General features: G+C 65.7%; 22 protein-coding genes. 5 read left to right on the forward strand and 17 right to left on the reverse strand.

All coding sequences use genetic code 11. From position 1 onward, the window contains the following. Window positions 1-121: 121 nt before the first annotated feature. The 11 genes from AC1DYS_RS21650 to rarD all read right to left on the reverse strand — a co-directional run bounded on the left by AC1DYS_RS21650 (window position 122) and on the right by rarD (window position 10,435). Window positions 122-1,555 carry an undecaprenyl-phosphate glucose phosphotransferase gene (locus tag AC1DYS_RS21650; RefSeq protein ID WP_477902978.1) on the reverse strand — a complete coding sequence of 478 codons (1,434 nt, stop codon included), beginning with the start codon at window positions 1,553-1,555 and terminating at the stop codon, window positions 122-124. Between the two features lie 218 nt (window positions 1,556-1,773). Further along, window positions 1,774-2,268, reverse strand: coding sequence for a hypothetical protein (locus AC1DYS_RS21655; protein WP_477902980.1), 495 nt, complete (start codon window positions 2,266-2,268; stop codon window positions 1,774-1,776). Continuing rightward, window positions 2,265-3,329 carry a beta-ketoacyl synthase N-terminal-like domain-containing protein gene (locus tag AC1DYS_RS21660; RefSeq protein ID WP_477902982.1) on the reverse strand — a complete coding sequence of 355 codons (1,065 nt, stop codon included), beginning with the start codon at window positions 3,327-3,329 and terminating at the stop codon, window positions 2,265-2,267. Before AC1DYS_RS21660 ends, AC1DYS_RS21655 begins: the two co-directional genes overlap by 4 nt. Then, window positions 3,326-3,595: a phosphopantetheine-binding protein gene (locus tag AC1DYS_RS21665; protein WP_477902984.1), complete on the reverse strand. Its 270-nt coding sequence runs from the start codon at window positions 3,593-3,595 to the stop codon at window positions 3,326-3,328. The genes AC1DYS_RS21660 and AC1DYS_RS21665 overlap by 4 nt, the downstream gene beginning before the upstream one ends. Next, the gene (locus AC1DYS_RS21670) at window positions 3,592-4,752 is read right to left on the reverse strand and encodes an ABC transporter permease (protein ID WP_477902986.1); all 1,161 of its coding nucleotides are present in this window, start codon (window positions 4,750-4,752) and stop codon (window positions 3,592-3,594) included. The genes AC1DYS_RS21665 and AC1DYS_RS21670 overlap by 4 nt, the downstream gene beginning before the upstream one ends. After that, on the reverse strand, window positions 4,752-5,669 hold the full coding sequence (locus tag AC1DYS_RS21675) for an ABC transporter ATP-binding protein (protein ID WP_477902988.1): 918 nt from the start codon (window positions 5,667-5,669) through the stop codon (window positions 4,752-4,754). The genes AC1DYS_RS21670 and AC1DYS_RS21675 overlap by 1 nt, the downstream gene beginning before the upstream one ends. A 161-nt stretch (window positions 5,670-5,830) precedes the next feature. Further along, on the reverse strand, window positions 5,831-6,811 hold the full coding sequence (gene darH, locus AC1DYS_RS21680; RefSeq protein WP_477902990.1) for a BtrH-related acyltransferase DarH: 981 nt from the start codon (window positions 6,809-6,811) through the stop codon (window positions 5,831-5,833). Beyond that, a complete protein-coding gene (locus AC1DYS_RS21685; protein ID WP_477902992.1) occupies window positions 6,808-7,203 on the reverse strand; it encodes a DarG family dialkylresorcinol biosynthesis protein in 396 nt (131 codons plus the stop codon). The genes darH and AC1DYS_RS21685 overlap by 4 nt, the downstream gene beginning before the upstream one ends. 111 nt (window positions 7,204-7,314) lie before the next feature. Then, window positions 7,315-8,445, reverse strand: a complete 1,131-nt coding sequence (locus AC1DYS_RS21690; RefSeq protein ID WP_477902994.1) for a beta-ketoacyl-ACP synthase III — start codon at window positions 8,443-8,445, stop codon at window positions 7,315-7,317. Continuing rightward, a complete protein-coding gene (locus tag AC1DYS_RS21695; protein WP_477902996.1) occupies window positions 8,435-9,421 on the reverse strand; it encodes a dialkylrecorsinol condensing enzyme in 987 nt (328 codons plus the stop codon). Before AC1DYS_RS21695 ends, AC1DYS_RS21690 begins: the two co-directional genes overlap by 11 nt. 129 nt (window positions 9,422-9,550) lie before the next feature. Beyond that, entirely contained in the window at window positions 9,551-10,435 is an 885-nt protein-coding gene (gene rarD / locus AC1DYS_RS21700; protein ID WP_477902998.1) for an EamA family transporter RarD, read from the reverse strand. Between the two features lie 205 nt (window positions 10,436-10,640). Here rarD and AC1DYS_RS21705 point away from each other — a divergent pair, with 205 nt between their 5' ends. Continuing rightward, window positions 10,641-11,162: a hypothetical protein gene (locus AC1DYS_RS21705; protein WP_047483527.1), complete on the forward strand. Its 522-nt coding sequence runs from the start codon at window positions 10,641-10,643 to the stop codon at window positions 11,160-11,162. A 202-nt stretch (window positions 11,163-11,364) separates the two neighbouring features. Here AC1DYS_RS21705 and AC1DYS_RS21710 read toward each other — a convergent pair whose 3' ends face one another. Then, window positions 11,365-11,742, reverse strand: coding sequence for a YchJ family protein (locus AC1DYS_RS21710; RefSeq protein WP_477903000.1), 378 nt, complete (start codon window positions 11,740-11,742; stop codon window positions 11,365-11,367). Continuing rightward, on the reverse strand, window positions 11,739-12,692 hold the full coding sequence (locus AC1DYS_RS21715) for a bifunctional helix-turn-helix transcriptional regulator/GNAT family N-acetyltransferase (RefSeq protein ID WP_477903001.1): 954 nt from the start codon (window positions 12,690-12,692) through the stop codon (window positions 11,739-11,741). The genes AC1DYS_RS21710 and AC1DYS_RS21715 overlap by 4 nt, the downstream gene beginning before the upstream one ends. Window positions 12,693-12,814: 122 nt before the next feature. On the opposite strand from AC1DYS_RS21715, the gene imuA reads away from it, so the two are divergent. Together imuA and AC1DYS_RS21725 are read left to right on the forward strand one after the other, a co-directional pair. Next, a complete protein-coding gene (gene imuA, locus AC1DYS_RS21720; RefSeq protein WP_477903003.1) occupies window positions 12,815-13,600 on the forward strand; it encodes a translesion DNA synthesis-associated protein ImuA in 786 nt (261 codons plus the stop codon). 21 nt (window positions 13,601-13,621) lie between these two features. After that, a complete protein-coding gene (locus AC1DYS_RS21725; RefSeq protein WP_477903005.1) occupies window positions 13,622-15,145 on the forward strand; it encodes a Y-family DNA polymerase in 1,524 nt (507 codons plus the stop codon). Window positions 15,146-15,184: 39 nt separating this feature from the next. On the opposite strand, the gene AC1DYS_RS21730 is transcribed toward AC1DYS_RS21725, so the two are convergent. The 3 genes from AC1DYS_RS21730 to AC1DYS_RS21740 form a co-directional block, all read right to left on the reverse strand. After that, a complete protein-coding gene (locus tag AC1DYS_RS21730) occupies window positions 15,185-15,838 on the reverse strand; it encodes a TIGR02117 family protein (protein ID WP_477903006.1) in 654 nt (217 codons plus the stop codon). Between the two features lie 39 nt (window positions 15,839-15,877). Further along, complete coding sequence (locus AC1DYS_RS21735; protein ID WP_477903008.1) at window positions 15,878-16,423, reverse strand: DUF1697 domain-containing protein; 546 nt, start codon at window positions 16,421-16,423, stop codon at window positions 15,878-15,880. A gap of 106 nt (window positions 16,424-16,529) precedes the next feature. Then, window positions 16,530-17,162 (reverse strand): 2'-5' RNA ligase family protein, encoded by a 633-nt coding sequence (locus tag AC1DYS_RS21740; protein ID WP_477903010.1) that lies wholly within the window; start codon window positions 17,160-17,162, stop codon window positions 16,530-16,532. Window positions 17,163-17,279: 117 nt separating this feature from the next. Between AC1DYS_RS21740 and AC1DYS_RS21745 the strand changes: the two genes are divergently transcribed. Together AC1DYS_RS21745 and AC1DYS_RS21750 are read left to right on the forward strand one after the other, a co-directional pair. After that, a complete protein-coding gene (locus tag AC1DYS_RS21745; protein WP_477903011.1) occupies window positions 17,280-20,534 on the forward strand; it encodes an error-prone DNA polymerase in 3,255 nt (1,084 codons plus the stop codon). A 115-nt stretch (window positions 20,535-20,649) separates the two neighbouring features. Continuing rightward, on the forward strand, window positions 20,650-20,838 hold the full coding sequence (locus AC1DYS_RS21750) for a hypothetical protein (RefSeq protein WP_477903013.1): 189 nt from the start codon (window positions 20,650-20,652) through the stop codon (window positions 20,836-20,838). 11 nt (window positions 20,839-20,849) lie between these two features. On the opposite strand, the gene AC1DYS_RS21755 is transcribed toward AC1DYS_RS21750, so the two are convergent. Further along, the gene (locus AC1DYS_RS21755; protein WP_477903015.1) at window positions 20,850-21,521 is read right to left on the reverse strand and encodes a hypothetical protein; all 672 of its coding nucleotides are present in this window, start codon (window positions 21,519-21,521) and stop codon (window positions 20,850-20,852) included. Between the last annotated feature and the right edge of the window lie 93 nt (window positions 21,522-21,614).

The raw sequence follows: 21,614 nt of genomic DNA on the forward strand, positions 1-21,614 counted from the left end.
TGGCGAACCCGCAAAAAGCCGCGGGCCAGAAACTTGTAGAACAGAAATTTGAGAGGAGCCAGAAACCAGCGAACCAGATGCTGGGCCATACCAAGTGTTTTCGCTCCCTTCGGAGCTGATGTCAGTACGCATTGCGGTCGAAGAGGACGACGCGCACGGTGCGCGCGATGATCTTGAGGTCAAGTGCCAGAGACCAGTTACGCAGGTACTCCAGGTCGTAGTGGACGCGTGCCGCCATCTTCTCGACGGTGTCGGTTTCCCCGCGGAAGCCATTCACCTGGGCCCAGCCGGTCATGCCGGGCCGCACCTTGTGGCGCAGCATGTAGGCCTGGACGATCTTGCGGTACTGCTCGTTGTGCGCCACTGCGTGCGGCCGCGGGCCGACGAGGCTCATGCTGCCGAGCAGCACGTTGAAGAGCTGCGGCAACTCGTCGAGCGAGGTCCGTCGGATGAACGCGCCGAAGGGCGTGATGCGCGAATCGCCACGCGTGGCCTGCTGCACCACGCTGCCGTTGTCTTGCGTGGTCATCGAGCGGAACTTGTAGACCAGGATCTCCTTGCCATCGAGCCCGGTGCGCCGCTGTTTGAAGAGCACCGGCCCCGGCGAGCTTCGCTTGACGCCCCATGCCAGCAAGGCCAGCACCGGCGAGATCGCGACCAGGATCAGCGAGGCCAGCACGATGTCGGTGGCGCGCTTGATCAGGTGGTTGGTGCCGGTGATCGGCGACTCGAGCAGGCTGACCACGGGCACACCGTTGATGTCTTGCAGCTGGCCCTGGATCACGTTGATGCCGAACACGTCAGGTGCGTAGTGCACCGAGGTGGTCGTGTCCTGCAGCTTGCTGAGCAACTCGACGATGCGCGGCTGAGCGGTCAGCGGCAGCGTGATGTAGACGTTGTGGATGCCTTCGCGCTTGACATGCTCGACCACGTCGTCGACGCGGCCCAGCACCCGGCCGAGGGCGTCTGCATGCACGCGCTCAGCACCGCGGTCTTCGAAGAAGCCAACGAGTTCGTGCACGCAGTCGTTCTGCGAGGCCAACGCCTGCGCCATCCGCACGCCGTTGTCTCCGGCCCCGACCACGACGCTGCGTCGCTTGAACTCGGGCCGTTCATTGATGCGGTCCAACCAGTGCCGGCCTGCCACCACCGAGCCCCATTGCACAAAGGGTGTCAGCACCGCCCACCACATCAACGTGGAGCTGGAGAAAAAGATGAAGCTGTCGGTGGCATACCCGCACAGCAGCAAGATGGCCACCACGGCGGCCCAGTCGGCCACGATGTGAATGCCGGCGGTGAGGGCGTTGTCCTTGAAGCGGTTGGCACCCGGAAAGGTGAGCACCAAGACGAGCATGCAAAGGATCAACCCGGGCCGGTCGACATGTTCGCCCTGCCATCGCACCACCAGTGCAAAACAGGCCAGTGTCACCAGCGGTTCGAGCACTGCGGCCACGAACGCCTGGATGGATGGCGGTGCGCTGGGAAACAATCGTCCCGGATGAGTTTCTGCGCGCATTGCACTGGCTATCGCACCCGCCATCGGCACATCTGACATACGGATTCCCCTTTGACCGGTCAAGACTTCCGGCCGCGGGCTGGCTGCGCTTTTGGCGCCCGTGCATCCCTTTGCACAGCAGCCCCGACCTCTGCGTCAGTAGGCAAAGCGTGTGCCGTGAGGCCCATTCGGACTGGTGCGACGACGTAAATTACAAACGCTTGTAAATTGGTATTTGCGAGTAGCTGCTCACTTGAACGTGGATCTCCCGATCGCGTTCAAGCGTTGCGAATCAGGCGCCACCACTCCGTGCGCTGGCCTTCTTCAATCCAGCCGATGAGCAGGCCGTTTGACGCGTCTGCATCCTGTTGTGCGAGTTGCAGTGCAGCGTGTGCGTCCTGGCACAACGCGAAGCGGGCATCGCCTTGCCACGCCAGTTGCTGGCTGAGTGCGGCGAGCATCTGGCTCGGCTGGCTTTGCATGAAGTTAAACGGCATCGGCAAGCCGGTGCGCGATTGCTCGGCAATGGCGCGGGCTGCCGCCATCGGCGCCAGCCGGCTGCCGATGCGCAGTGCGGTGCCGATCGGCAGCGTGGTCTCTTCCGCGGCATCGAGGCACAGGCGTGCGCCGTACAAGGCCAGTTCGGCAAAAGGGCCGATGCGGCGCGGGCGTTGGCCGAGGCGCTCGGCCAGGCGCTCTCGCCAGTCGGCGGGCAAGGGGTCGACGACCACATGGGCGCTGATGTGCCAGGCGTTCACCGGAGTGACTCTCATGCTTCGACGTCCTCCAGCACGACGGCCGTGTGGCCGCCTCCGAAGCCGAGGATGTTCGCCAACACATGGCGTGCGCGCGGCGGTGCCTGTTCGGCCAAGGGAGTGTTCAACGCGGCATCCAGCGGGTAGTCAACGCGCGGCCAGATGCCCGATTCCAGGCAGGCGGTGAGCAAGGCCAATTCGGCTGCACCAGAGGCCCCGAGCGTGTGGCCGATGGACGCCTTCAGCGAGACCAGCGCGGGCAGTGTCCCGAACACGTCTCGCAAGGCCTGCGCTTCGACAGCATCGCCCGACGGGCTGCCGGCCGCTTGCGGCTTGATAAGGGCGATGTCGCCGGCCGCGACGCCGCTGTCGGCGAGCGCCTGCCGGCACATCGCGACCACGGCACCCGGCACAGGCCCCGCGGGGTCTTTTCCATCCACCACGTTCGCACCGCCCGCAACCCGCCAGCGCGCGGGACGGGACGACAGGTGCAAGGCCGCAACCGCTTCGCCGAGGACCAGGCCGGCGCGGCCTGCGCCGAAGGGCAACGACCGTGTCGCGCTGAGCAGCTGCATGCCGCCGAAGCCGCCCACGGTGACGCGGTTGCGCAGCTCCAGGCCCAGCACGAGCGCGTGGTCGGCGTGGCCGTGACGGATGAGCGAGCGTGCGCTGAGCACGGCATTCAGGCCCGAGGTGCAAGCGGTGGAGATGGCGAACACCGGACCGCGCCAATCGAGCCAGCTGGCGACCAGGGCCGGGAAGTTGGGGTCGCTGCCGTCGAAGATGCTGTGGTCTTCGAGCGCGCCCATGTCGAGCGACGACGAGCAGAGGAACAGCGGACCGGTACGCGGGCCGGCCAGCGCGCCGCTCTCGGCCGACACGCGCTGCGCGATGCGGCAGGCGCGGGCCATCCAGGCGGCATCGTCGTCGGCCATCGCGTAGTACGGCCAGGAGAATCCGCCGGCCACCTCGAAGCGCGTCGGCGCCACGCCGCCTTGGCCCAACGCGACGAGCGCGCTGGCGAGGTCGGGCCCAAGTGCCGAAGCCAGGCCGCGGCCGGCGAGGTAGACCTCGTTCATGCCTTGCGTCGGCCCGGGTGCTGGGCGAGGTGCTCCGCCAGGTTGGCAACCGACGTCAGGGCACGCCGCGTCTCCTTGCTGTCCGGCATGCGCACGCCATAGCGCTCCTGGATTGCCATCGAGACCTGCAGCGCATCGAGCGAGTCGAGCGCGAGGCGGGAGTCCGGGCCGAACAGCGCTTCGTCGTTACCGAGGCCGCCGGGCGGTTCGGGCTTCTCGGCGGCTTCGAGAATCAGCGTCTTCAATTCGGCGGTGAGGTCGGTCATCGGGCAGGGCGTTGAAACAGCAGCAGGGCGATCGCAAACATCAGCACGGCGAAGCCGCCGAGCCGCAACACGTGGGGCAGGGTGCTCGCGACGTCACCGCCGCGCAGCAGCACGGTGAGCAGGGCTTCGAGGCCCCAGTTCATCGGCGAGAGTTCAACCAGTCGCTGCATCGACACAGGCATCACAAACTTGGGGACCATGATGCCGCCGAGGGCAGCCATCAGCACGTTGGCGATCGGGCCGATGGCCCCGGCCTGCGCCTGCGTGCGCACCGCGCAGGCGAGTGCGATCGCCATGCCCACCGACGCCAGGCCGATGGCCACGAGCGCCGTCACCAGTGCACCCCAGTGGATGCCGGCGAGCGACAAGGCATCGCCGCCCAGCAGCGGCATCAACCAGACGCCGACGGCGAGCATCAGCACGGCCTGCACCGCGTTCACGCCGAGGTAGGGAACCACCTTGGCCAGCAGCAGCATGCTGCGCGGCACGCCGAGGCTGTGCAGCCGCGCGAGCGTGCCGTTGCTGCGCTCTTCCACCAGCAGGCTGGACAGCGATGCGATCACGAAGAACATGCCGAACACCAGCCAGGCCGGCACGTTCTGCTGCACGGAGCTGGGCCGCGGGCCGCTCTGGCTCGCGAAACGCTCGGCCTGGATCAGCGTGAGCATCGACGCGTTCGGTGGCGGTGGCGGTGCATCGGTGTTGGCCAGCGCGGTGCGGGCCTTCAACTCGCCCGCCGTGCCGGCCAGCTGCGCTTGCAGCGAATTGAAGAGGTTGCTGTCGAGCCCTGGTTCGGTCAGGAAGCGGATGCGCGCGGTGGCGGGCAGCGAGGGCAGCTCCAGTTCGGCCGACAACCCGGGTTGCAGCACCAGCACGTACTTGAGTTGGCCGCTGCGCAGCTGTTCTTGCCAATTGGCCGCGAGCGCCTCGGGCTTGCCGTGGCTTTTCTCCCAGCTGCGCAGCAGCGACAGCGCCAGCGCGCCGTTGTCGCGTACGTCGACCGCGTAGTGGATGGCACCTTGCGGTGGGCTGTAGTAATCCTTCAGAGCCAGCGACATGATGATGATGAAGATCACCGGCATCGCGAAGATCGCGACCAGGCCGTGCGGGTCGCGCACCAGGGCCAGCAGCTCTTTCTTGATCAGTGCGGCCAGCATCAGTCGTCCCTCAGCGAGCGCTTGGTGAGCGACATGAAGAGCTGCTCGAGGTTGCTGCGGCCGAATTCGGCATGGCGCACGCGGGCACCGGCCGCATCGAGCGCAGCGAGCACCGTGGCGGGTGGCGCGGTCAGCAGCAGGCGCACGTGGTCGCCCAGCGCGTCGACGGTTCCGAATCGCGACAACAAGACTTGCAAGGCGTCGGGCGCGATGCCGTCGGCGGCCAGCGTCATCACCATCTGGTCTTGCGCCAGCAGGTCGTCGAGCGAGCCAGCGCGCAGCACGCGGCCGTGGTCGAGGATCACCACGTCATCGGCGATCGCCTCGATCTCTTCCATGTAGTGCGAGGTGTAGATGACCGAGGCGCCTTGCTTGGCCAGCGTCTTGATCGCATCGAGCATGAAGGCGCGAGATTGCGGGTCGACACCGACGGTGGGTTCGTCGAACAGCATCAGCTCGGGTTGGGGCAGCAGCGCAATCGCGAGGTTGAGCCGGCGCTTCAGGCCGCCTGAGAGCTGCGAGGCTCGCGTGCCGGCGAAACGTTCGAGCTGGGCAAAGGCCAGACTGGCCTGGATGCGCTCTTGCCGCTTGGCGCCATTCAGGCGGCCGGCCGCGGCGAAGCAGCTCAGGTTCTCTGTCACGCTGAGCATCGGATAGAACGCGTATTCCTGCGGCGCGACGGCAATGCGCGTGGGCGCCTTGGCACGCACTGCGTGCAGCGGCTCTCCGTCAATCAGGATCTCGCCGTGCTGCAAGGCCAGCAGGCCGGCGAGGTGCGAGATCAGCGTGGTCTTGCCGGCGCCGTTCGGGCCCAACAGACCGAGCACGCTGCCGCGCCGCGCTTGCAGCGACACGTCGTCGAGCGCCGCACCCGGCGCCTTCGGGTAGCGGTGGCCGAGGTGCTCGATCGAGAGCATCAGAGGGTGTGAATGGATCCGGCGTGCCCGAGCGGGCCGCCGGATTGCGGCCAATCAAGGCGCAAAGCACAGCCGTAGCTCGGGCTACGGCGAGCATTTGCAACGCAGAGTGGGTGCAATCTGGCGGAACGAGCGGGCATGTCGGATTTGTTCATACCCTCTTAGCGCACTGCGGTCCTGAGTTCGCGGAAGAACGCTTCCTCTTGCGCCGCCTGCTCGCGCAGCTTGGCGGCGATGGCGGGTGGATCGACGGGCTCGCGGCCCTTGACCATGCGTGCGGCCTTCAGCGCCAGGGCACGCCAGCCGTCGCCGATGTTCGTCAGCCGTTCGGAGAATTCGGCCAGCACTGGCAGATGCGCGAGCTGGGCGGCCTCTTGCAGAAAGGCGGCGTAGATGAAGCGGAAGCCCGCGCCGCCGGTACCGATCTCTTCCTGCATGCGCACGATGTGGCCGATGAAGTCGGCGCTGTGCGGCGCGCCTGCCGGCAGCTTCTGGACCTTGTTGGCCAGCAGCCGCATGCCACGCACGCCGGCGATGGGCACGGGCGCGAGCATGGCGCGGCAGTTCTTGCGGATGGCAGCGCGCACGGACTCGCCCGTCACTCTCTTGCGGTCGATGGACTTCGGGTAGTACAGCAGGCCCTTCGGTGCGAGTGCGCCCTTGGCAAAGCGGGCGCGCGAGAGGTCGGCGCTGGCGCATCGCACCGGCTCTTCAAACACCGGGTCGCTGATCAGGTAGTCGTCGCCGTCCTTGCCGTAGACCAGCAGGTTGTGCGCGTTGAAGTGAAAGCGCATGTCCGGCGGAAAGTAGGGCAGCCAGTAGACGGAGGTCTGCATGCCGACGATCTGCCCGTCTGCGAGCAAGGCATCGAGGCGTTGCTGGCCGGCCAGCGGCGTGCGGAAGGTCTCGAAGCGAAAGCGCGCGGCCAGCGGTGCCATCAATCCCTTGATGATGGAGCGCGGCAGTGCACGGTAGGCAACGACCGGCAGGCCGTTGATCTTGATGAAGGGCAGGTAGGCAAACGACAGGCTTGCAGACAGGCCGAAGGCCAGGCTCTCCGACATCGGCACGCCGTGGTGGCGCAGCAGGTTCGAGATGACGCCGCTTTCGCAATGCGCCGCATGCTGGTGCTGAAAACTCATGGCAACTTTTGAAGAGCGGCTGGCGAAATGCCGAGGGCTTCGGAATAGCGTTCGATCTGCTTGAGCGACAAGCTGGCGAAGCCTTCGGGCCGCAGGTGGCGTTTCACGCGCCATTGCCAGAAGCCGCTGGTCTGCGACAGCAGCGGCACGTCCATGCGGCGCTCGTACATCCAGAACTCCAGCGGCGAACTCACGCCGGCCTTCACGCGTTCACGTGCCTGTTCGGCCTGGGCGTGAATGGTTTCGACGGCATGGCTGGTGACGATCTCTTCGGCCTCCCACCCGGCCGATGGCGCGAGCACCATGCGGCCGTTGGCGTCCTTGGCGTACATGGCCTTGCGGTGGCCGCCCAAGGTCGCGTTGCCTTCTTGAGGAACAGATTCAATGTCCATTAGCAATAGCAAGCAAGCGAAGTGGTGCGCACAGAGCCACACCCGAAGCACGGGTTCCCCGGGCCGATGGGTGGCGCCCCTTGGGAGCAGGAGCGGAGCGACTGGGGGCCATCAAACCGCTTCCATGTAGACGAAGCCGCTGGAGAACCTGCCGCTTTCCGGGACGAACATCAGCAGCTTGTGTCCTGGCTTGATGCGCCCTGAGCGGAACAACTCATCGAGCATGATGAAGGGCGAGGCCGAGCCGGTGTTGCCCTTGCTCGTGAGGTTGCTGAACCAGCGCTCACGGGGAATCGGCAGGCCTACGACGTCCAACGAATCGAGCACGACCTGCACGAAATACTGTGATGAAAGGTGCGGCAGGAACCAGTCGATCTGGTCGGCTCGCAGCTCGCGCTTCTTCATGATCTCGGCGAGCGACTCGCGCATGGCACGGGCAATGTTGTCGTTGAGCAGGCGAACGTCCTGCTTTACCGAGAACACCGACTTGGCCTGCCAATCGTGCGTGGAAAAGCGCAGCCAGCCACGCAGCGATTCATCTTCGTTCTTGTCGGCGCCAGCGTACATGCAGACGGGCAGCTCGTGCGCAGCGGACGAGAGCTCGATCCAGTCGATGCGCAGAGAGAGCGGGCCGCGCGGTGCGGTTTCGAGCAGCACCGCACCTGCACCGTCGGACAGCATCCAGCGCAGGAAGTCTTTCTCGAACGCGATCTCGGGGCGCTGTTCGAGTGCCTGGAGCTTCTGCTCGACCTCGGCGTCGAAATTGCGCGCGAGCAGGATCGGCGAAGCGAGTTCGGACCCGGTGGCCACCGCGCGCTGCGACTCGCCAGCGCGCACCGACAGCCACGCATGCTTCAGCGCCGCCGTGCCAGCCAGGCAGATGCCGGCGCACGAGACCACTTCGAGTCGCGGCCAACCGAGTTCGCCGTGCACCATCACTGCGTGGTTAGGCATCAGCTGATCGGGCAGCGAGGTGCCGGTGGCGAGGCAGTCAACGTGGCCGATGTCGCCCATCGCACGGATGGCCGCTGCAGTGAGTTGCGCATTGGTCATCGCCGGCTCGCCGGTAGCGCGGTCGATGGCGTAGTGGCGTGATTGGATGCCGTTGCTGCGCAAGACGATGCGTCTTGCGCGCGATGGCTTGCCGCCCACGCGGCCGAGCACGTCTTCGATCTCTTCGTTGCCGACGGGCGCAAAGGGAAGGAAGGCGCCCGTTCGCGTGAGAAAGACTTCAGTCCTCATAGATGTGGCTGCGTTCCGTGGACGAGCCCGAGGGCTGCTCATACTGAGTCTTGATTTTAGTCAGCCACCTGCCCATGAAGGGCCGCAACAGCGCCTGCAAGCCGAGGCTCGCCGGCACAAGCGTGATGATCATCACGATGAGGAAGGTCACGTACAACGCCAGCACCGGGACGCGCTGCCACGCGCCGGGGCCGCCTACGGCAAGCAGCAACTTGCCCCAGATGAAAAAGCCGCGGGTACCCGCACGTTCGCTGAAATAGAGCCGGGGCTCGACTTCGACGGCGCCGAGGCCGCTGAGCAGTGGTGCGCTGCCCTTTTCGCGATCGTTCAGCAAGCCGTCGCGCAAGGCGAGTCCGAAGCGGCGCGAGCCCTTGATTTGCTCGTCGTTGAGCCCGGCAGGCGGCATGCCCCAGAAGCCCGTCTTGTTGCCCGTTAGCACCCAGCGCGGCGTGGTGATGAAGGTGGCGAGCGTGGGACCGGGGTCGATCAGCACCACGTTGTCGATCAGGCGCGCGCCTGCGTTGGCCAGCATGGCCTTGAGCTTGTCTTGCGCCGACAGCCACATGTTGCGGCATGCGATCACCGTGACCACCGGTTTGCCGCGCAGCACGCGCTGGCCGACGGGGTGCTTGAGGAAGGCGGTGACCGGTTGCGAAGGCGCGAGAAACCAGACTTGGTAGGGAAGCACGATCAGGTCGAAGTCTTCATCGCCGGTCAGCGAGAGCGGCTGCAGCGCGGGGGGGCACAGGTGTGCCGATTCTGGGAAGGCGTCGAGGAACTTGAAGAAGCTCCACGGGAAGGGAAACGGCTTTTGCGGCACCAGCGTTTGCACTTGCACCGCGATGCGTGGGTCGGCACGAAGCGGCGCGACGATCTGCTCGGTGAGGGTGGTCAATTGCCCGGATTGCGAATACTGGAGGACCAGCACTTTCTTGATCGGGCCAAGCGCGTCTGCTTCGGAGGTGCCAGTGTTCACGGGGGCAGTACTTCAGTTCTTTTGAGCAGCGCCAATGGTAGGCGGACGGCGGTCAGGGTAAGCCCTGCAAAGTGGGGAGCACACGGTCGCGTGCAAACCCTCGCAACGGTTATGTCACGAGATGTTTATTCAGGCCACACGGGGGACTTGACTGCGTGTCCACCACCAGCTCTCCGCGCTGTACATCGCGAGCGCCAGCCAGATCAGCGAGAAGCCGAACAGCCGGCTGGCCGAGAAGGGTTCGTGAAACAACCACAAGCCGAGCGCGAGTTGGATGGTTGGGCCGATGTATTGCATGAGGCCCAGCGTGGTGAGCGAGATGCGGCGCGCCCCGGCCGCAAACAGCAGCAAGGGGATGGCGGTGATGGGGCCCGCGGCGATCAGCCAGAGGTTCGTCGTGGCATCGGCCGACGGGAAGTGGCTGCTGCCCTGCCACATCCAGATGCCCAGCACCACGGCGGCAATGGGCGCGAGCAGCAAGGTCTCGAGCGTCAGGCCTTCGAGTGCGCCCAGCACGGCCACCTTGCGCAGCAGGCCGTAGCAGCCGAACGAACCAGCGAGCGCCAGTGCGATCCACGGCAGGTGGCCGGCTTGTACCGTAAGCCACAGCACGCCGCCAGCCGCCAGGGCCAGCGCCATCCATTGCAGGCGCCGTAGACGCTCGTGCAGCACGGTGTAGCCCAGCAGCACGTTGACCAGCGGGTTGATGAAGTAGCCCAGGCTCGCGTCAATCACATGGCCGTTGTTGACCGCCCAGATGTAGGTCAGCCAGTTGACCGACAGCAGCAGCGCGCTGGCAGCGAAGGCAGCCAACACGCGTGGCTGGCGCAGCACGGGCTTGAGCCAGGCCCACTGGCGGCGCGCGCTCAGCGTCATGATCACGAAGACGAGCGACCAGACGATGCGGTGGATCAGGATCTCGCCCGGAGGCACCGAGGCGATCTGCCTGAAGTAGATCGGGAAGATGCCCCACAGCGCGAAGGCGAGGGCAGCGTACAGGGCACCTGTGGACATGGGCGAGGCAACGAGACGGAGACGGCGGAGGCGCATTGTCCCAGCGACTTTGCTTCGGTACGGCGATGGCCACTTATTCGCTTCGAGTGAAGGTGTGGTGAAAGGCTCACACACGCCCCCCTGCAACGCGGGGGAGCCCATGCGCGGGGGAATGACAGTGTCACGAAGCGTCCAGACAATTCAAGCATTCCGGGGAGGAGTTGCCATGCCCATCACCATCGCTGTCGGGGCCCGTTCGTTGTTCGTCACAGCAACGGCGTGGGTGTTCATCATGCTGGGCATGCTGGCGAGCCTGTCGGCGCTGGTTCAGAACGCGATGCTCGCGTCGCTGCTGCCCGTTCCGGCGAATTCCGGCGTGATGGGCCTGCTGATGGACTACCTGCCCTGGGTCGTCGGCACCGGGCTCGTGATCTCGCTGGCCACGCTGGCCTCAGCCATCGGGCTGTTGCTGCGCCTCGACTGGGCGCGCCGCACCTTCATCACTTTGCTGGCGGTCGCCATCGTCGCCAACCTGCTCGGCTTGTGGCTGCAACAGGAAATGATGCAGTCGGTGGTCAGCAGCACGCTGGGCACGGTGGCCTTGCCGCCGCAGGCACTGGGCGTGTTCGGTGGTTTCGTCACTGCCGTGCGCGTGATGGCGGTGGTGGTCACGCTGGGCGCTTGTGGCTTGCTGGCCTGGATCATTCGCCGGCTGATGTCGCCTGGCGTGCGGCAGGAATTCGCCTGACTAGGGCCCCCCAGTCGTTTCGCTGCCACCTTGCAGGCCGCGCTGGGCCAGAGGCCCAGCTCTTCGCCAGGCACAAACAGTCCGCTGGACTGTTTGAGTCCAGGCTCAGCCCCAAGGGGCGCCGCCTGGCGGACCGGCAAAGCCGGATCCGCGGGCGTTGCTTGATGATCACCTCGCTTCGCCGGTGTGGCGGACTCGGTAGCTAGCGCATGTCTCCGTCGACGTAGAACCATCGGTTGTTTTCCCTGATGAAGCGGCTGAGTTCGTGCAGACGCTGGGCGCGCCCGCCGAGTTTGCTGCGGGCTACGAACTCCACCGTGGCATGGTCGTTGTCTTGTATTTGGTGGCCGCGTACCTCGAGCCCCAGCCAGCGCAGGCCCGCTTCGTTGATATCGAGTGCTGATGGGCGTGTGCTCGGGTGCCAGGTGGCGAGAAGGTAGTCGCTCAAGTCTCTAACGAAGGCGCTGTAGCGGGATCGCATCAGCGCTTCGGCGGTGGGCGCTTGCAGGTGCAGTGGGCCGGCGTGGTAGCGGCCGCAGCAATCGTCGTAGCGGCGAGGCGTGCCGCAATCGCAGTTCATGTCAGTTCTTTCTGCCAGGTTTCGCCGACCAGGTCGTGGCCGAAGCTGTGGTGCGATTCGCTGGCCACCAAGGCATAACCGGCCTTCTTGTAGATGCCCCGTGCCGCATACAGGAGGCTGTTGGTCCACAGCGTGATCTTTTCATAGCCGGCCAGGCGTGCGAAACGCTCGCATTCGTCCACCAGCCGGGCGCCGATGCCCAGCCCGCGTGCCGTGGGCTCGACCAGCAGYATGCGCAGTTGCGCGACGCCGGGCAAAGGTTCGTGGCTCGATTCGTCGCGCGCTTGCACCAGGAAAACGCTGCCGACGTTGCTGCCCTCGCGCTCGGCGATCCAGCAGGCTTCGCGTGTGGGGTCGAAGCGATCGACGAAGTCGGCGGCAATGCGGGCCACCAGCGCTTCGAAGCGCATGTCCCAGCGGTATTCCTGCGCGTACAAGGTACCGTGCCGTGCGATCACCCAGCCGATGTCACCAGGGCGATGGGGTCGCAGCAGATAGGGCGGCGCGCCATGCTGCGGCGCCTGGTCGCCGAGCAGGCGTTCGATGGTGGCCATGGCTTGCAGCAGTTGCTGCTGGCTGGCCTCGGGCAGCGCGCCGAGCAGGCCGGCCACTTGCTCGCGCGAGCGGGTGTTCAGCGGCGCGAAGGCCTTGCGGCCGGCTGCGGTGAGGCTGAGATGCACATGGCGCGCATCGGTGCTGGAGCGGGTGCTCTTGATCAGCCCGCGTTCCTTGAAGCTGCGCAGCAGGCGGCTCAGGTAGCCGGCGTCGAGATCGAGGGCATGGGCCAGGTCGGTGGCGGTGGGGTTCTCGTGGTGGGCAAACTCCCACAGCAGGCGCGATTCGGCCAGGGTGTAGGGCGAGTCGAGCAAACCTTCGTGCAGCACGCCGATGCGGCGGGTGTAGAACCGGTTGAAGGCGCGAATGGTCTCGATGCGGTCGGTCGTCGTCATGCGATGGCATTCTGCACAGATGTTTGCCAAAAGCAATCATCTGTTTGCCAAAGACAATCCAGGGTAGAGCGGGGTCATTTGCATAAATGACTGTATGAACATACAGTATTCTCATGGATGCGATGCCCACTTCCCTGCTGCCTCCGGCCCCTGCGCCGGTGCAGTCGGCGCGCGGGCCGCTGCCGCCTCCGGAGACCTTGCATCCGAGCTTGTGGCTGGCGCATCAGCTGGGCCGCAGCGCCGACAACACACTGCCTAGCGGCTTCGGCCCGCTCGATGCGCAACTCCCCGGCGGCGGGTGGCCGCGCCGGGTGTTGAGCGAGTTGCTGCTGCCACACCCCGGCATCGGCGAGATCCGCTTGCTGTCGGCTTGCTTGGCCGCGGTGCAGAAAGCAGGCCGGCTGGTGATGATGTTCGACCCACCGGCTGCAGTGTCTGCCCCCGCCTTGGAAGAACTGGGGCTCGACGTGGCGCAGCTGCTGGTGGTCCAGACGCATCTTCAGGTGCGCCCCGGTGCCGATCGCCTGTGGGCGCTCGAGCAGTCCCTCAAGAGCGGCCATGTGGGCGCAGTGGTGGCGTGGATGCCTCAGCGCTTGCGCTCCGAGCGCTTGCGCCGGCTGCAACTGGCCGCGCATGCGCACGACGGCCCGGCCTTTGTGCTGCGAGAGATGGCGGCGCAAGGCCATGCGAGCGCCGCACCGCTGCGCCTGGCCTTGCATCCGGCCGGCGCTGACCAGTTGGCGCTGCGCCTGCTCAAGCGGCGCGGGCCGCCCTTGCTTACGCCTTTGCATCTGGCTTTGCCGCCGGTCTTGTCTGCATCGGCGCTGCGCCGCGCGCAGGCCTGGAGTGAAGGCTTGGCCGAGGCCCCGCAGCCACTGCGCGCGGCCACCTTCGTCAACCTGGCGTGACGGTTGTGGGCTGCGGCTGCCATGTTGTGGGTCGGTCTCCATCTGCCATGGCTGTCGCTCGAATCGTTTGCGGCCACATTGCCGCCGGCACAGGCCGGGCAGCCCCTGGCGTTGATCGACGCGCACCACATCGTCAGTGCCAATGCCTGCGCCCTGGCCCTGGGCGTGACGCCAGGTCTGAAGCGTGCCACGGCGCTGTCGCTCGCGCCTCACCTGGTGCTGGGCCAGGCCGATGAGCTGCGCGATGCCCAGGCGCTGACGAGCGTGGCGCATGCCGCGCTGGCGTTCACGCCGGCGGTGAGCCTGTCGCCTCCCGATGGTGTGTTGCTTGAGGTGCAGTCAAGCCTGCGCTACTTCGGCGGGCTGCAGCCGCTGGTCCAGCAGCTGAGGGCCACGCTCGCCCCCTTGAACCACCAGGTGCATTGCGTGAGCGCGCCCACGGCGCAAGGGGCGGCTCTGCTGTCGCGCTTGCATGACGGTTTGCATTGCATCGACCGGCCTGCCTTGCAGAAGGCGCTGGATGCTGCACCCGTGTGGCTGCTCGCAGCCGGGAGCGAGCACCGCGAGGCCGTGCAAGGCATGGGCTTGCGCACGCTGGGTGAGTTGCGCCGCTTGCCGCGCGCGGGGCTGTCACGGCGTTTCGGTGTGGCGCTGTTGCAGGAGCTCGACAGCGCGCTCGGCGACCGGCCCGATCCGCGCGAGCCCGTCTGCTTGCCGCCGGTCTTTCAAAGCCAGCTGGAGCTGTTTGCCCGGGCCGACACCACCGAGCAGTTGCTCTACGGGGCCCAGGTGCTGTTGGCTCGCCTGGTGGCCTGGCTGTCGGCCCAGCATGCCTTCGTGCGCCGCTTCACCTTGCAGATGAAGCACGAGCCGCGATGGCGCCACAGCACCGAGTCGCCTGCCGTCACCGTGCTCGAGGTGGCCTTGGCCGAGCCCTCGCGCGACGCGGCGCACATGCTCGCGCTGCTGCGCGAGCGCCTGGGCGCCTTGCAACTGCCCGCGCCCACGCTCGAGCTGGGCCTGCAGTCGGACGACATCTCGCACCGCCCGCCGCCCAACACCGAACTCTTCGCCACACCGCAGAGCGAGCACGCCGGCCTCACGCGCCTGATCGAACGTTTGCAAGCCCGCCTGGGGCGCGACCAGGTGCAGCGCCTGGAGGCGGTGGCCGACCATCGGCCCGAGCGAGCCACGGCCGTTCACCCGGCGGAGCCGATCCGGCTGCGCGCCCGTGAAGCCGCCATGCATCGGCGTGAAGACATGCGCGGCACGGCACCCAGGCGCCCGCTCACCCGCCCACTGTGGCTGCTGCCGCAGGCCCTGCCGCTGCAAGAGCGCCACTCCCGACCCGTGCTCGATGGCCAGATGCTGCACGTGCTGGCCGGGCCCGAGCGCATCGAGTACGGCTGGTGGGACAACAGCCTGGCCGAGCGCGATTACTTCATCGCCCAGACGGTCGAGGGCGCGTTGGTCTGGCTCTATAAGGCGCGGCTGCCGCTGTCGGCCGAGCGCGACGGGTGGTACCTGCATGGCCGCTTCGCTTGAGTTCGTGCAGGGTCTCTGGCATTGCAGGCGCCGAAGCTGCTAGGGCCGCAAGTGCCACATCACCTGCGAAGCCAGCGGCGTCCATGCGCTGACCTTCACGCCGGCCTGCCGCAGCCCTCGGCCGATCCACACATTGCAGGTGGTGAAGAGGCTGTAGGAGCCACGCGCTTCATAGAACGCGTCGTCTTCGCCGTAATGCTGGCCCGGCACGTTCACGCCTTGCCCGGACTCCGAACGCACGAGTGTGGCGTCGATGTACTTCATGAGCGATGCGTACTGCGCTGCCGAGAGCGGTAGTGGGCGGCTGCCTTCCAGCAAATCGCTCTGACGCAGGTAGGTCACGTGCAGCAGCGAACGCCCGCTGCCCGACAAGGCCTGCAACGCGCGGCTCACCGTAAGGTCTTGCCAGCGCGGCGTGTTGAGATAGAACTCGCGGTCTCCCCAGCCGATGGCAATGAACGCCGCATCGGCCGGGATCTTGGGAAAGTGCCCCGCAGGAAACGTGAGCGCCCAATCGACGCTCTGGGTGTGGATGGGAAAGACGAAATCGGTGTGCACGCCGTTCGAGTGGACGTATGCGTTCACCGCCGTAGGCTCAGTGCGTTCGTGCGAGCCCACAGGCCACAACACCAACGCGTAGGCCACGGCAAAGTAGAGGGCTGCCAGGCCAATCGGCAGCAGCACCAAGCACATCAGAAGCTTCAAAGCGCGTCGCAACGGAGTGATCTGGAGTCAACGGTCGGCATGCTTGCCGACCAGGCGCACGACGGTGTTCCATGCGCGCGTGGTCACCGGCAGCGCGAGCGCCTTCTCCAGGAATGCATTCGGGCTGCCCGGCGTCTTGCCTGGCTTGTACGAGACGGACAAGACCTCCGAGTCGGTGAGCTGCACGAACTTCACGTCGCCCCGAGGCGAAGCTCGCGGAAAGCTGCGCGGGATCACGGCCTTGGCGTGAAGAAAGGTGACGTAGCAGTCGTAGACAGAATCGAGGTCGATCGACTTGAAGGGCCGTGTATCGACCAGCGTGGCGAGGTAGGTTATCTCGCGCAAGAACGCAGGTTCCACCAGGCCGCAGCTGGCTCCCATCAACTCAGAGGCTTCGGTGAGAATTTTCTTGGCAGAGCGGATGCCGCTTGCCTGAAACGCGATCGTTCCGTTCGTCAAAAACGACTTTGCTTCAGTCGCGCCCGCTTCGAGGAATGCGGCTTCGAACTGCTCGCGATTCGGGCTGTTGGCGCGCCCCAGGTTGAGGTTTCGGAAGAACGCTGCGTATCGCATGGGATGTGACCTCGATGGCAGTGGCGCCTTGCCGCTCAGGAGTCCGGCGCCAACAACGCGCGTGCCGAACCGCTCGGCGCACCACTCGGCTCATTCGGTTCTGAGATCAGCCCAAGTTCCATTCTTTGATCCATTGATGATGACCGAGCCCGGCATGACTGAGGATGAGTGCGAAGCGAGTGGCCGTCCATCGGATGGGTTGGATCGCATGCTCGGCGACCAACTGCGGGTCGTACAACATTGTCATGTGAGGTGTACTCGAGGATTGTGGGCGATGGCCGAATTGCCGCAGCGCCCTAGCGAGTGGCTGACGCAACCGCGCGATGGCTTCATCGCTCTTCGCGTCACACCGCAGAACGAAAGCGTTGCTTTCCTTGAAGCTCATTGCGCGGTCGAAAGTGATCTCGAACGGCGCGCAGTCCACGCGGCTCGCCGCAGCAACGGCCGCATCGATCTTCTCCTGAGGGATTTCATCCACAAAACCATCCACCTTCAGCAGCGTGATGTGCAGACGATCTTGCAGCAGGAGTTTGCCTGGGAGCCCGTACTGGCCGCGCAGCTTGCTTGCGAGGCCAACGAATTGCCGAGCGTCGGTGAACTCGGGAAAGATGGCCAGGAACAGCGTGTATCCGAACAAGGTGCCATGCGACGTGCTGATCAAGGCCGGCCTGAATGGTGGCGAAGGTGCATCGAGCCCGGGCAGGCTCAGCTGTGACGAGAGGGCGTTCGAACGCTGCATGGGATTTCTCCAGCAAGGCAGAAGCCTATAGGTGGAACGAAAAGAATACTGTATAAACATACAGCCTTCAATGCCACTTTGACGCCTTCGTTCCCGCCTTGCCCACCGTGCCGCGCCATGCAGTCATCCATCCTGCTGCCGTCTTACGCCGAGTTGCACTGCCTCAGCAACTTCAGCTTTCTCACAGGTGCTTCCCGCCCTGAAGAGCTCGTCGCGCGGGCGCAGGAGCTCAGCTATGGCGCGCTGGCTCTCACCGATGAATGCTCGCTGGCCGGCGTGGTGCGTGCGCACAACGAGGCCAAGGAGCGCGGCTTTCATCTCATCATCGGCAGCGAGATGCGCCTGCACTCGGCCTTCAACGGCGAGCCGCATGCGCGTCTGGTTCTGCTGGCGCAAACGCGGCGTGGCTACGGCAACCTGTCTCACTGGATCACCGTGGCGCGCAAGCGTGCCGACAAGGGCCGCTACCTCGCCCACCCCGACGATGTGGAAGGCAAGGTGCCCGACGGTCCCACGCTCGCCGGCCTGCCCGAATGCCTGGCGTTGCTGGTGCCGAGTGCTTCGCAAGCGTACGAAGAGGTGCTCGCGCATGCCCAGTGGTTGAAGAGGTGGTTCCAGGAGCGCGCCACCATCGCGATCGAGCTGCGCCATGGCGCGGGTGACGACGAATTGCTCGAGGTGGTGCAGCGCGTGGCGAAGGAAACCTCGTTGCCCATTGCCGCCGCCGGCGGGGTGCTGATGCACGTGCGCTCGCGCAAGCCTTTGCAGGATGTGCTCACCGCCACGCGCCGCGGCTGCTCGGTGGCGCAGTGCGGCAATGAGCTGCAGCCCAATGCCGAGGCGCACCTGCGGTCGCTGTCGAGGCTCGGCAGCCTCTACCGCGCCGAGTGGCTCGAGAAGACGATGGAGCTGGCCCGCACCTGCACCTTCTCCCTCAACGAACTGCGCTATGAATACCCGCAAGAGATCGTGCCGGTTGGCGAGACGCCCACGAGTCACCTGCGCAAGCTCACTTATGCGGGTGCGCTCAAGCGCTTTCCGCGCGGCCTGCCGGAGAAGGTGTGCGACCAGATCGAGCATGAGCTCGACCTCATCCAGCAGCTCGACTACGAGCGCTACTTCCTCACCGTGGCTGATGTCGTGCAGTGGGCGCGAGGCCAGAAGATTCTGTGCCAGGGCCGCGGCAGCGCCGCCAACTCCGCCGTCTGCTATTGCCTTCACGTGACCGAGATCGACCCCGACCGGGCCACGCTGCTGTTCGAGCGTTTCATCAGCGCCGAACGCAAGGAGCCGCCCGACATCGACATCGACTTCGAGCACCAGCGCCGCGAACAAGTCATCCAGTACATCTACGGCAAATACGGGCGGCATCGCGCCGCTCTCACCGCCGTGGTCATCTGCTATCGCCCGCGCTCGGCCTTGCGCGATGTGGGGCGCGCGCTGGGCATCGACCTGCAGCGCATCGAGGCCGTCGCCAAGAGCATTCAATGGTGGGATCACGGCCCCAAGAATCCCGAATGGCCGTCGGAGGAAGACGAGGCGGATGAGCCGCCCGGCACCGAGCGGGTCAGCAGCCTGAATGGTGATCGCTTGATCGAGAGCGGCTTTGACCCCGAGGCGCCGATCATCAAGCTGTGGATGGAGCTCACGCAGCAGCTCATCGGCTTTCCGCGTCACCTGAGCCAGCACCCCGGTGGCTTCGTGATTGCGCGGGACCAGCTGTCGCAGCTGGTGCCCGTCGAGAACGCGGCGATGGAGAAGCGAAGCGTCATCCAATGGGAGAAAGACGACCTTGAGTCGCTGGGCCTGATGAAGGTCGACATCTTGGCGCTGGGCATGCTGAGCGCCTTGCGGCGCTCGCTCGAATTCGTCGGCCACAAGCTTGGACGCGAGGTACCGCTGCAAGACGTGCCCGACAAAGACAAGCCTACCTTCGACATGATCTGCGCGGCCGACACGGTCGGCGTGTTCCAGATCGAGAGCCGCGCGCAGATGAGCATGCTGCCTCGCCTGCAGCCGCGCGAGTATTACGACCTGGTGGTGCAGGTGGCGATCGTGCGGCCCGGGCCGATCTTGGGTGGCATGGTCCACCCTTACCTGAAGAACCGCGGCCTCAAGGATGAGCAGATCGAATATCCCGGCGAATTGAAGCCGGCGCTCGAGCGGACCAAGGGCGTGCCCATCTTCCAGGAACAGGTGATGCAGATCGCCATGCTCGCGGCCGACTTCACGGCCGGCGAAGCCGACCAATTGCGCCGTGCCATGGCCGCCTGGAAGCGCAAGGGTGGGCTCGGCCCATTCCATGATCGGCTGGTCAACCGCATGGTGGAAAAAGGCTATGACGAAGCGTACGCGGAGCGCATCTTCAAGCAGATCCAGGGTTTCGGCGAATACGGCTTCCCCGAGAGTCACGCCGCCGGCTTCGCCTTGCTGGCCTACGACAGCAGCTGGCTCAAGTGCCATCACCCAGATGCCTTCCTGGCCGGTTTACTCAACAGCCAGCCGATGGGTTTTTACGCACCGGCGCAACTGGTCCGCGATGCGCGTGCGCATGGCGTCGAAGTGCGCGAGGTGAACGTGATGGTGAGCGGCTGGGAATCCACGCTCGAAGGCCCGCGTGGGCAAGACACAGGCGAGGTGCACGCACCGCTGCAGCCAGTGCGCCTGGGGCTGAACCGGGTCTCGGGGCTGTCGGAAGAGTGCGGCAAGCGCATCGTGGCAGCGCGGGAGCAGGGCGCTTTCACCAACGTCGAAGACCTGGCCCGCCGTGCCGAGCTGAATGCGCATGAACTGAAGGCGCTGGCGCAGGCCAACGCCTTGCAGGCCATCAGTGGCCACCGCCACCAAGCAGCCTGGGCCGTGGCCGGCATCGACACCCGGCCGACGGCCATGCTGCGCTCAACGCGTGTCAGCGAAGCGCCCGCCGAGCTGGAGGCTCCGGAAGAGGTCGAAGACACGCTGGCCGACTACCGGGCACTGGGGCTCACCCTCAAGCGCCATCCGCTGGCCTTGCTGCGCGAGCAGCTCGATGCCTTCAAGGTGCAGACGGCTGCCTCGCTGCGCAGCTACCCGCATGGCCGCTTGGCGCGGGCGAGCGGCCTGGTGACGCACCGCCAGCGGCCACCCACGGCCAAGGGAACGATGTTCGTCACGCTCGAAGACGAAACCGGCGCCATCAACGTGATCGTCTGGCCCAAGGTGGTCGAGTCGCAGCGCAAGCCCTTGCTCGCTGCCCGCCTGATGACCGTCTATGGCCAATGGCAACGGCAGGGCGATTCGAAATTTGCGGTGATGCACCTGGTTGCCACCAAGGTGATCGACCACTCTGCCTTGCTCGATGGGCTGGCGAGCCGCAGCCGCGATTTCAGGTGACGCCAAGCGCTTTGTAGGACGGGACCCACAGCCGAAACAGCGGCTTTCCGAGCGACACGGTCGAAGCTCCTGTCTACAGTGCGCTCAACAGATCGACGGCCTTCGAGGAGGCGCCATGAACGTCAAGTCCACGCTATACCTCTACGTTGCTGGTGCTTCCTTGGCCGTGGCGGCTTGCCAACCAAATGAAGGCTTGGCGGAGCGGGCTGCCAGGTCGCTCGATGAAGCCGCCCAGAAAATCAACAATCAGGCGGACAAGGGCGGCGACAAGGCGAAGGACACTGTCCGCGACGCGAAGAAGTAAGGCGCGCCGCCTCAGACCATCTCAGGTGCTGCCGTCGGCGCCTTGCTCACCTTGCGAGCCGGCTTGGGTGGCATTGTCATTTCCAGCGAGTTGTCGTGGCGTTGCACGATCTCTGCGCCGCGAAGCACATGCTTCAGTTCGCGTGCCCCACCCATCACGACGATGAGGTTGCAGCCCTCTTGACGAAGGTTGCGCGGGGTCTTCGCCTCCGGCAACCACAAGACAGCAGTCGCACCCCAGGCGCCAGCGGCCTGCATCAGCGGGCCCACCGGGTCTGACTTGAATTTCTTGCCCCGTGGGCCGACGAGCAAGGGCTCGCCGATGATGGGGTCGTTCCAGTCGGCATCGCCGTAGCCCTGGATGTCGATCACGAAGCGCACCCCGTCCGAGCGGATCACCGCCACAGGGATCACGCCGCCATGCGGCACGCGCTTGTCGAACTTCACCGCCCACTGTGTCGGGAACGTCAGCGAGCGGCGCGCCTTGCGAAGGATGCGCAGCGGGCGTTGTTTCTTCTCGGCATAGACCATCAGCGCGAGGCCCAGCACCGATGCTGCTGCGCCCGCGCCTGCGACCTCCCACCAAGTGCCCCAGGTGACGCGGGCGACCTCGAAGCCGCCGAGAAAGAATGCAAAGCCGAGCAGGATCTGTCCGAGCCAGGAAGCGAGATGGGTATGGCGCATGGCTGGTTTAGACGGGGGGATGTGGTAACCGATTCTGTCAAAGGTGTCCGGGTGCACAAGTGGCGTATTGCACAGTTCGGCTTGATTTACGGC

The organism is Rhizobacter sp. P2_G4, assembly GCF_056403575.1.

Excerpts from the sequence above, each read along its gene's own strand:
- AC1DYS_RS21665 (WP_477902984.1), bottom strand. The coding sequence starts at position 3,595 with ATGACCGACCTCACCGCCGAATTGAAGACGCTGATTCTCGAAGCCGCC.
- AC1DYS_RS21740 (WP_477903010.1), bottom strand. The coding sequence starts at position 17,162 with ATGCAGCGTTCGAACGCCCTCTCGTCACAGCTGAGCCTGCCCGGGCTC.
- darH (WP_477902990.1), bottom strand. The coding sequence starts at position 6,811 with ATGAGTTTTCAGCACCAGCATGCGGCGCATTGCGAAAGCGGCGTCATC.
- AC1DYS_RS21655 (WP_477902980.1), bottom strand. The coding sequence starts at position 2,268 with ATGAGAGTCACTCCGGTGAACGCCTGGCACATCAGCGCCCATGTGGTC.
- AC1DYS_RS21675 (WP_477902988.1), bottom strand. The coding sequence starts at position 5,669 with ATGCTCTCGATCGAGCACCTCGGCCACCGCTACCCGAAGGCGCCGGGT.
- AC1DYS_RS21705 (WP_047483527.1), top strand. The coding sequence starts at position 10,641 with ATGCCCATCACCATCGCTGTCGGGGCCCGTTCGTTGTTCGTCACAGCA.
- AC1DYS_RS21730 (WP_477903006.1), bottom strand. The coding sequence starts at position 15,838 with ATGTGCTTGGTGCTGCTGCCGATTGGCCTGGCAGCCCTCTACTTTGCC.
- AC1DYS_RS21650 (WP_477902978.1), bottom strand. The coding sequence starts at position 1,555 with ATGTCAGATGTGCCGATGGCGGGTGCGATAGCCAGTGCAATGCGCGCA.
- AC1DYS_RS21690 (WP_477902994.1), bottom strand. The coding sequence starts at position 8,445 with ATGAGGACTGAAGTCTTTCTCACGCGAACGGGCGCCTTCCTTCCCTTT.
- AC1DYS_RS21755 (WP_477903015.1), bottom strand. The coding sequence starts at position 21,521 with ATGCGCCATACCCATCTCGCTTCCTGGCTCGGACAGATCCTGCTCGGC.
- AC1DYS_RS21745 (WP_477903011.1), top strand. The coding sequence starts at position 17,280 with ATGCAGTCATCCATCCTGCTGCCGTCTTACGCCGAGTTGCACTGCCTC.
- AC1DYS_RS21685 (WP_477902992.1), bottom strand. The coding sequence starts at position 7,203 with ATGGACATTGAATCTGTTCCTCAAGAAGGCAACGCGACCTTGGGCGGC.
- AC1DYS_RS21725 (WP_477903005.1), top strand. The coding sequence starts at position 13,622 with ATGTTGTGGGTCGGTCTCCATCTGCCATGGCTGTCGCTCGAATCGTTT.
- AC1DYS_RS21710 (WP_477903000.1), bottom strand. The coding sequence starts at position 11,742 with ATGAACTGCGATTGCGGCACGCCTCGCCGCTACGACGATTGCTGCGGC.
- AC1DYS_RS21750 (WP_477903013.1), top strand. The coding sequence starts at position 20,650 with ATGAACGTCAAGTCCACGCTATACCTCTACGTTGCTGGTGCTTCCTTG.
- AC1DYS_RS21735 (WP_477903008.1), bottom strand. The coding sequence starts at position 16,423 with ATGCGATACGCAGCGTTCTTCCGAAACCTCAACCTGGGGCGCGCCAAC.
- imuA (WP_477903003.1), top strand. The coding sequence starts at position 12,815 with ATGCCCACTTCCCTGCTGCCTCCGGCCCCTGCGCCGGTGCAGTCGGCG.
- AC1DYS_RS21670 (WP_477902986.1), bottom strand. The coding sequence starts at position 4,752 with ATGCTGGCCGCACTGATCAAGAAAGAGCTGCTGGCCCTGGTGCGCGAC.
- rarD (WP_477902998.1), bottom strand. The coding sequence starts at position 10,435 with ATGTCCACAGGTGCCCTGTACGCTGCCCTCGCCTTCGCGCTGTGGGGC.
- AC1DYS_RS21660 (WP_477902982.1), bottom strand. The coding sequence starts at position 3,329 with ATGAACGAGGTCTACCTCGCCGGCCGCGGCCTGGCTTCGGCACTTGGG.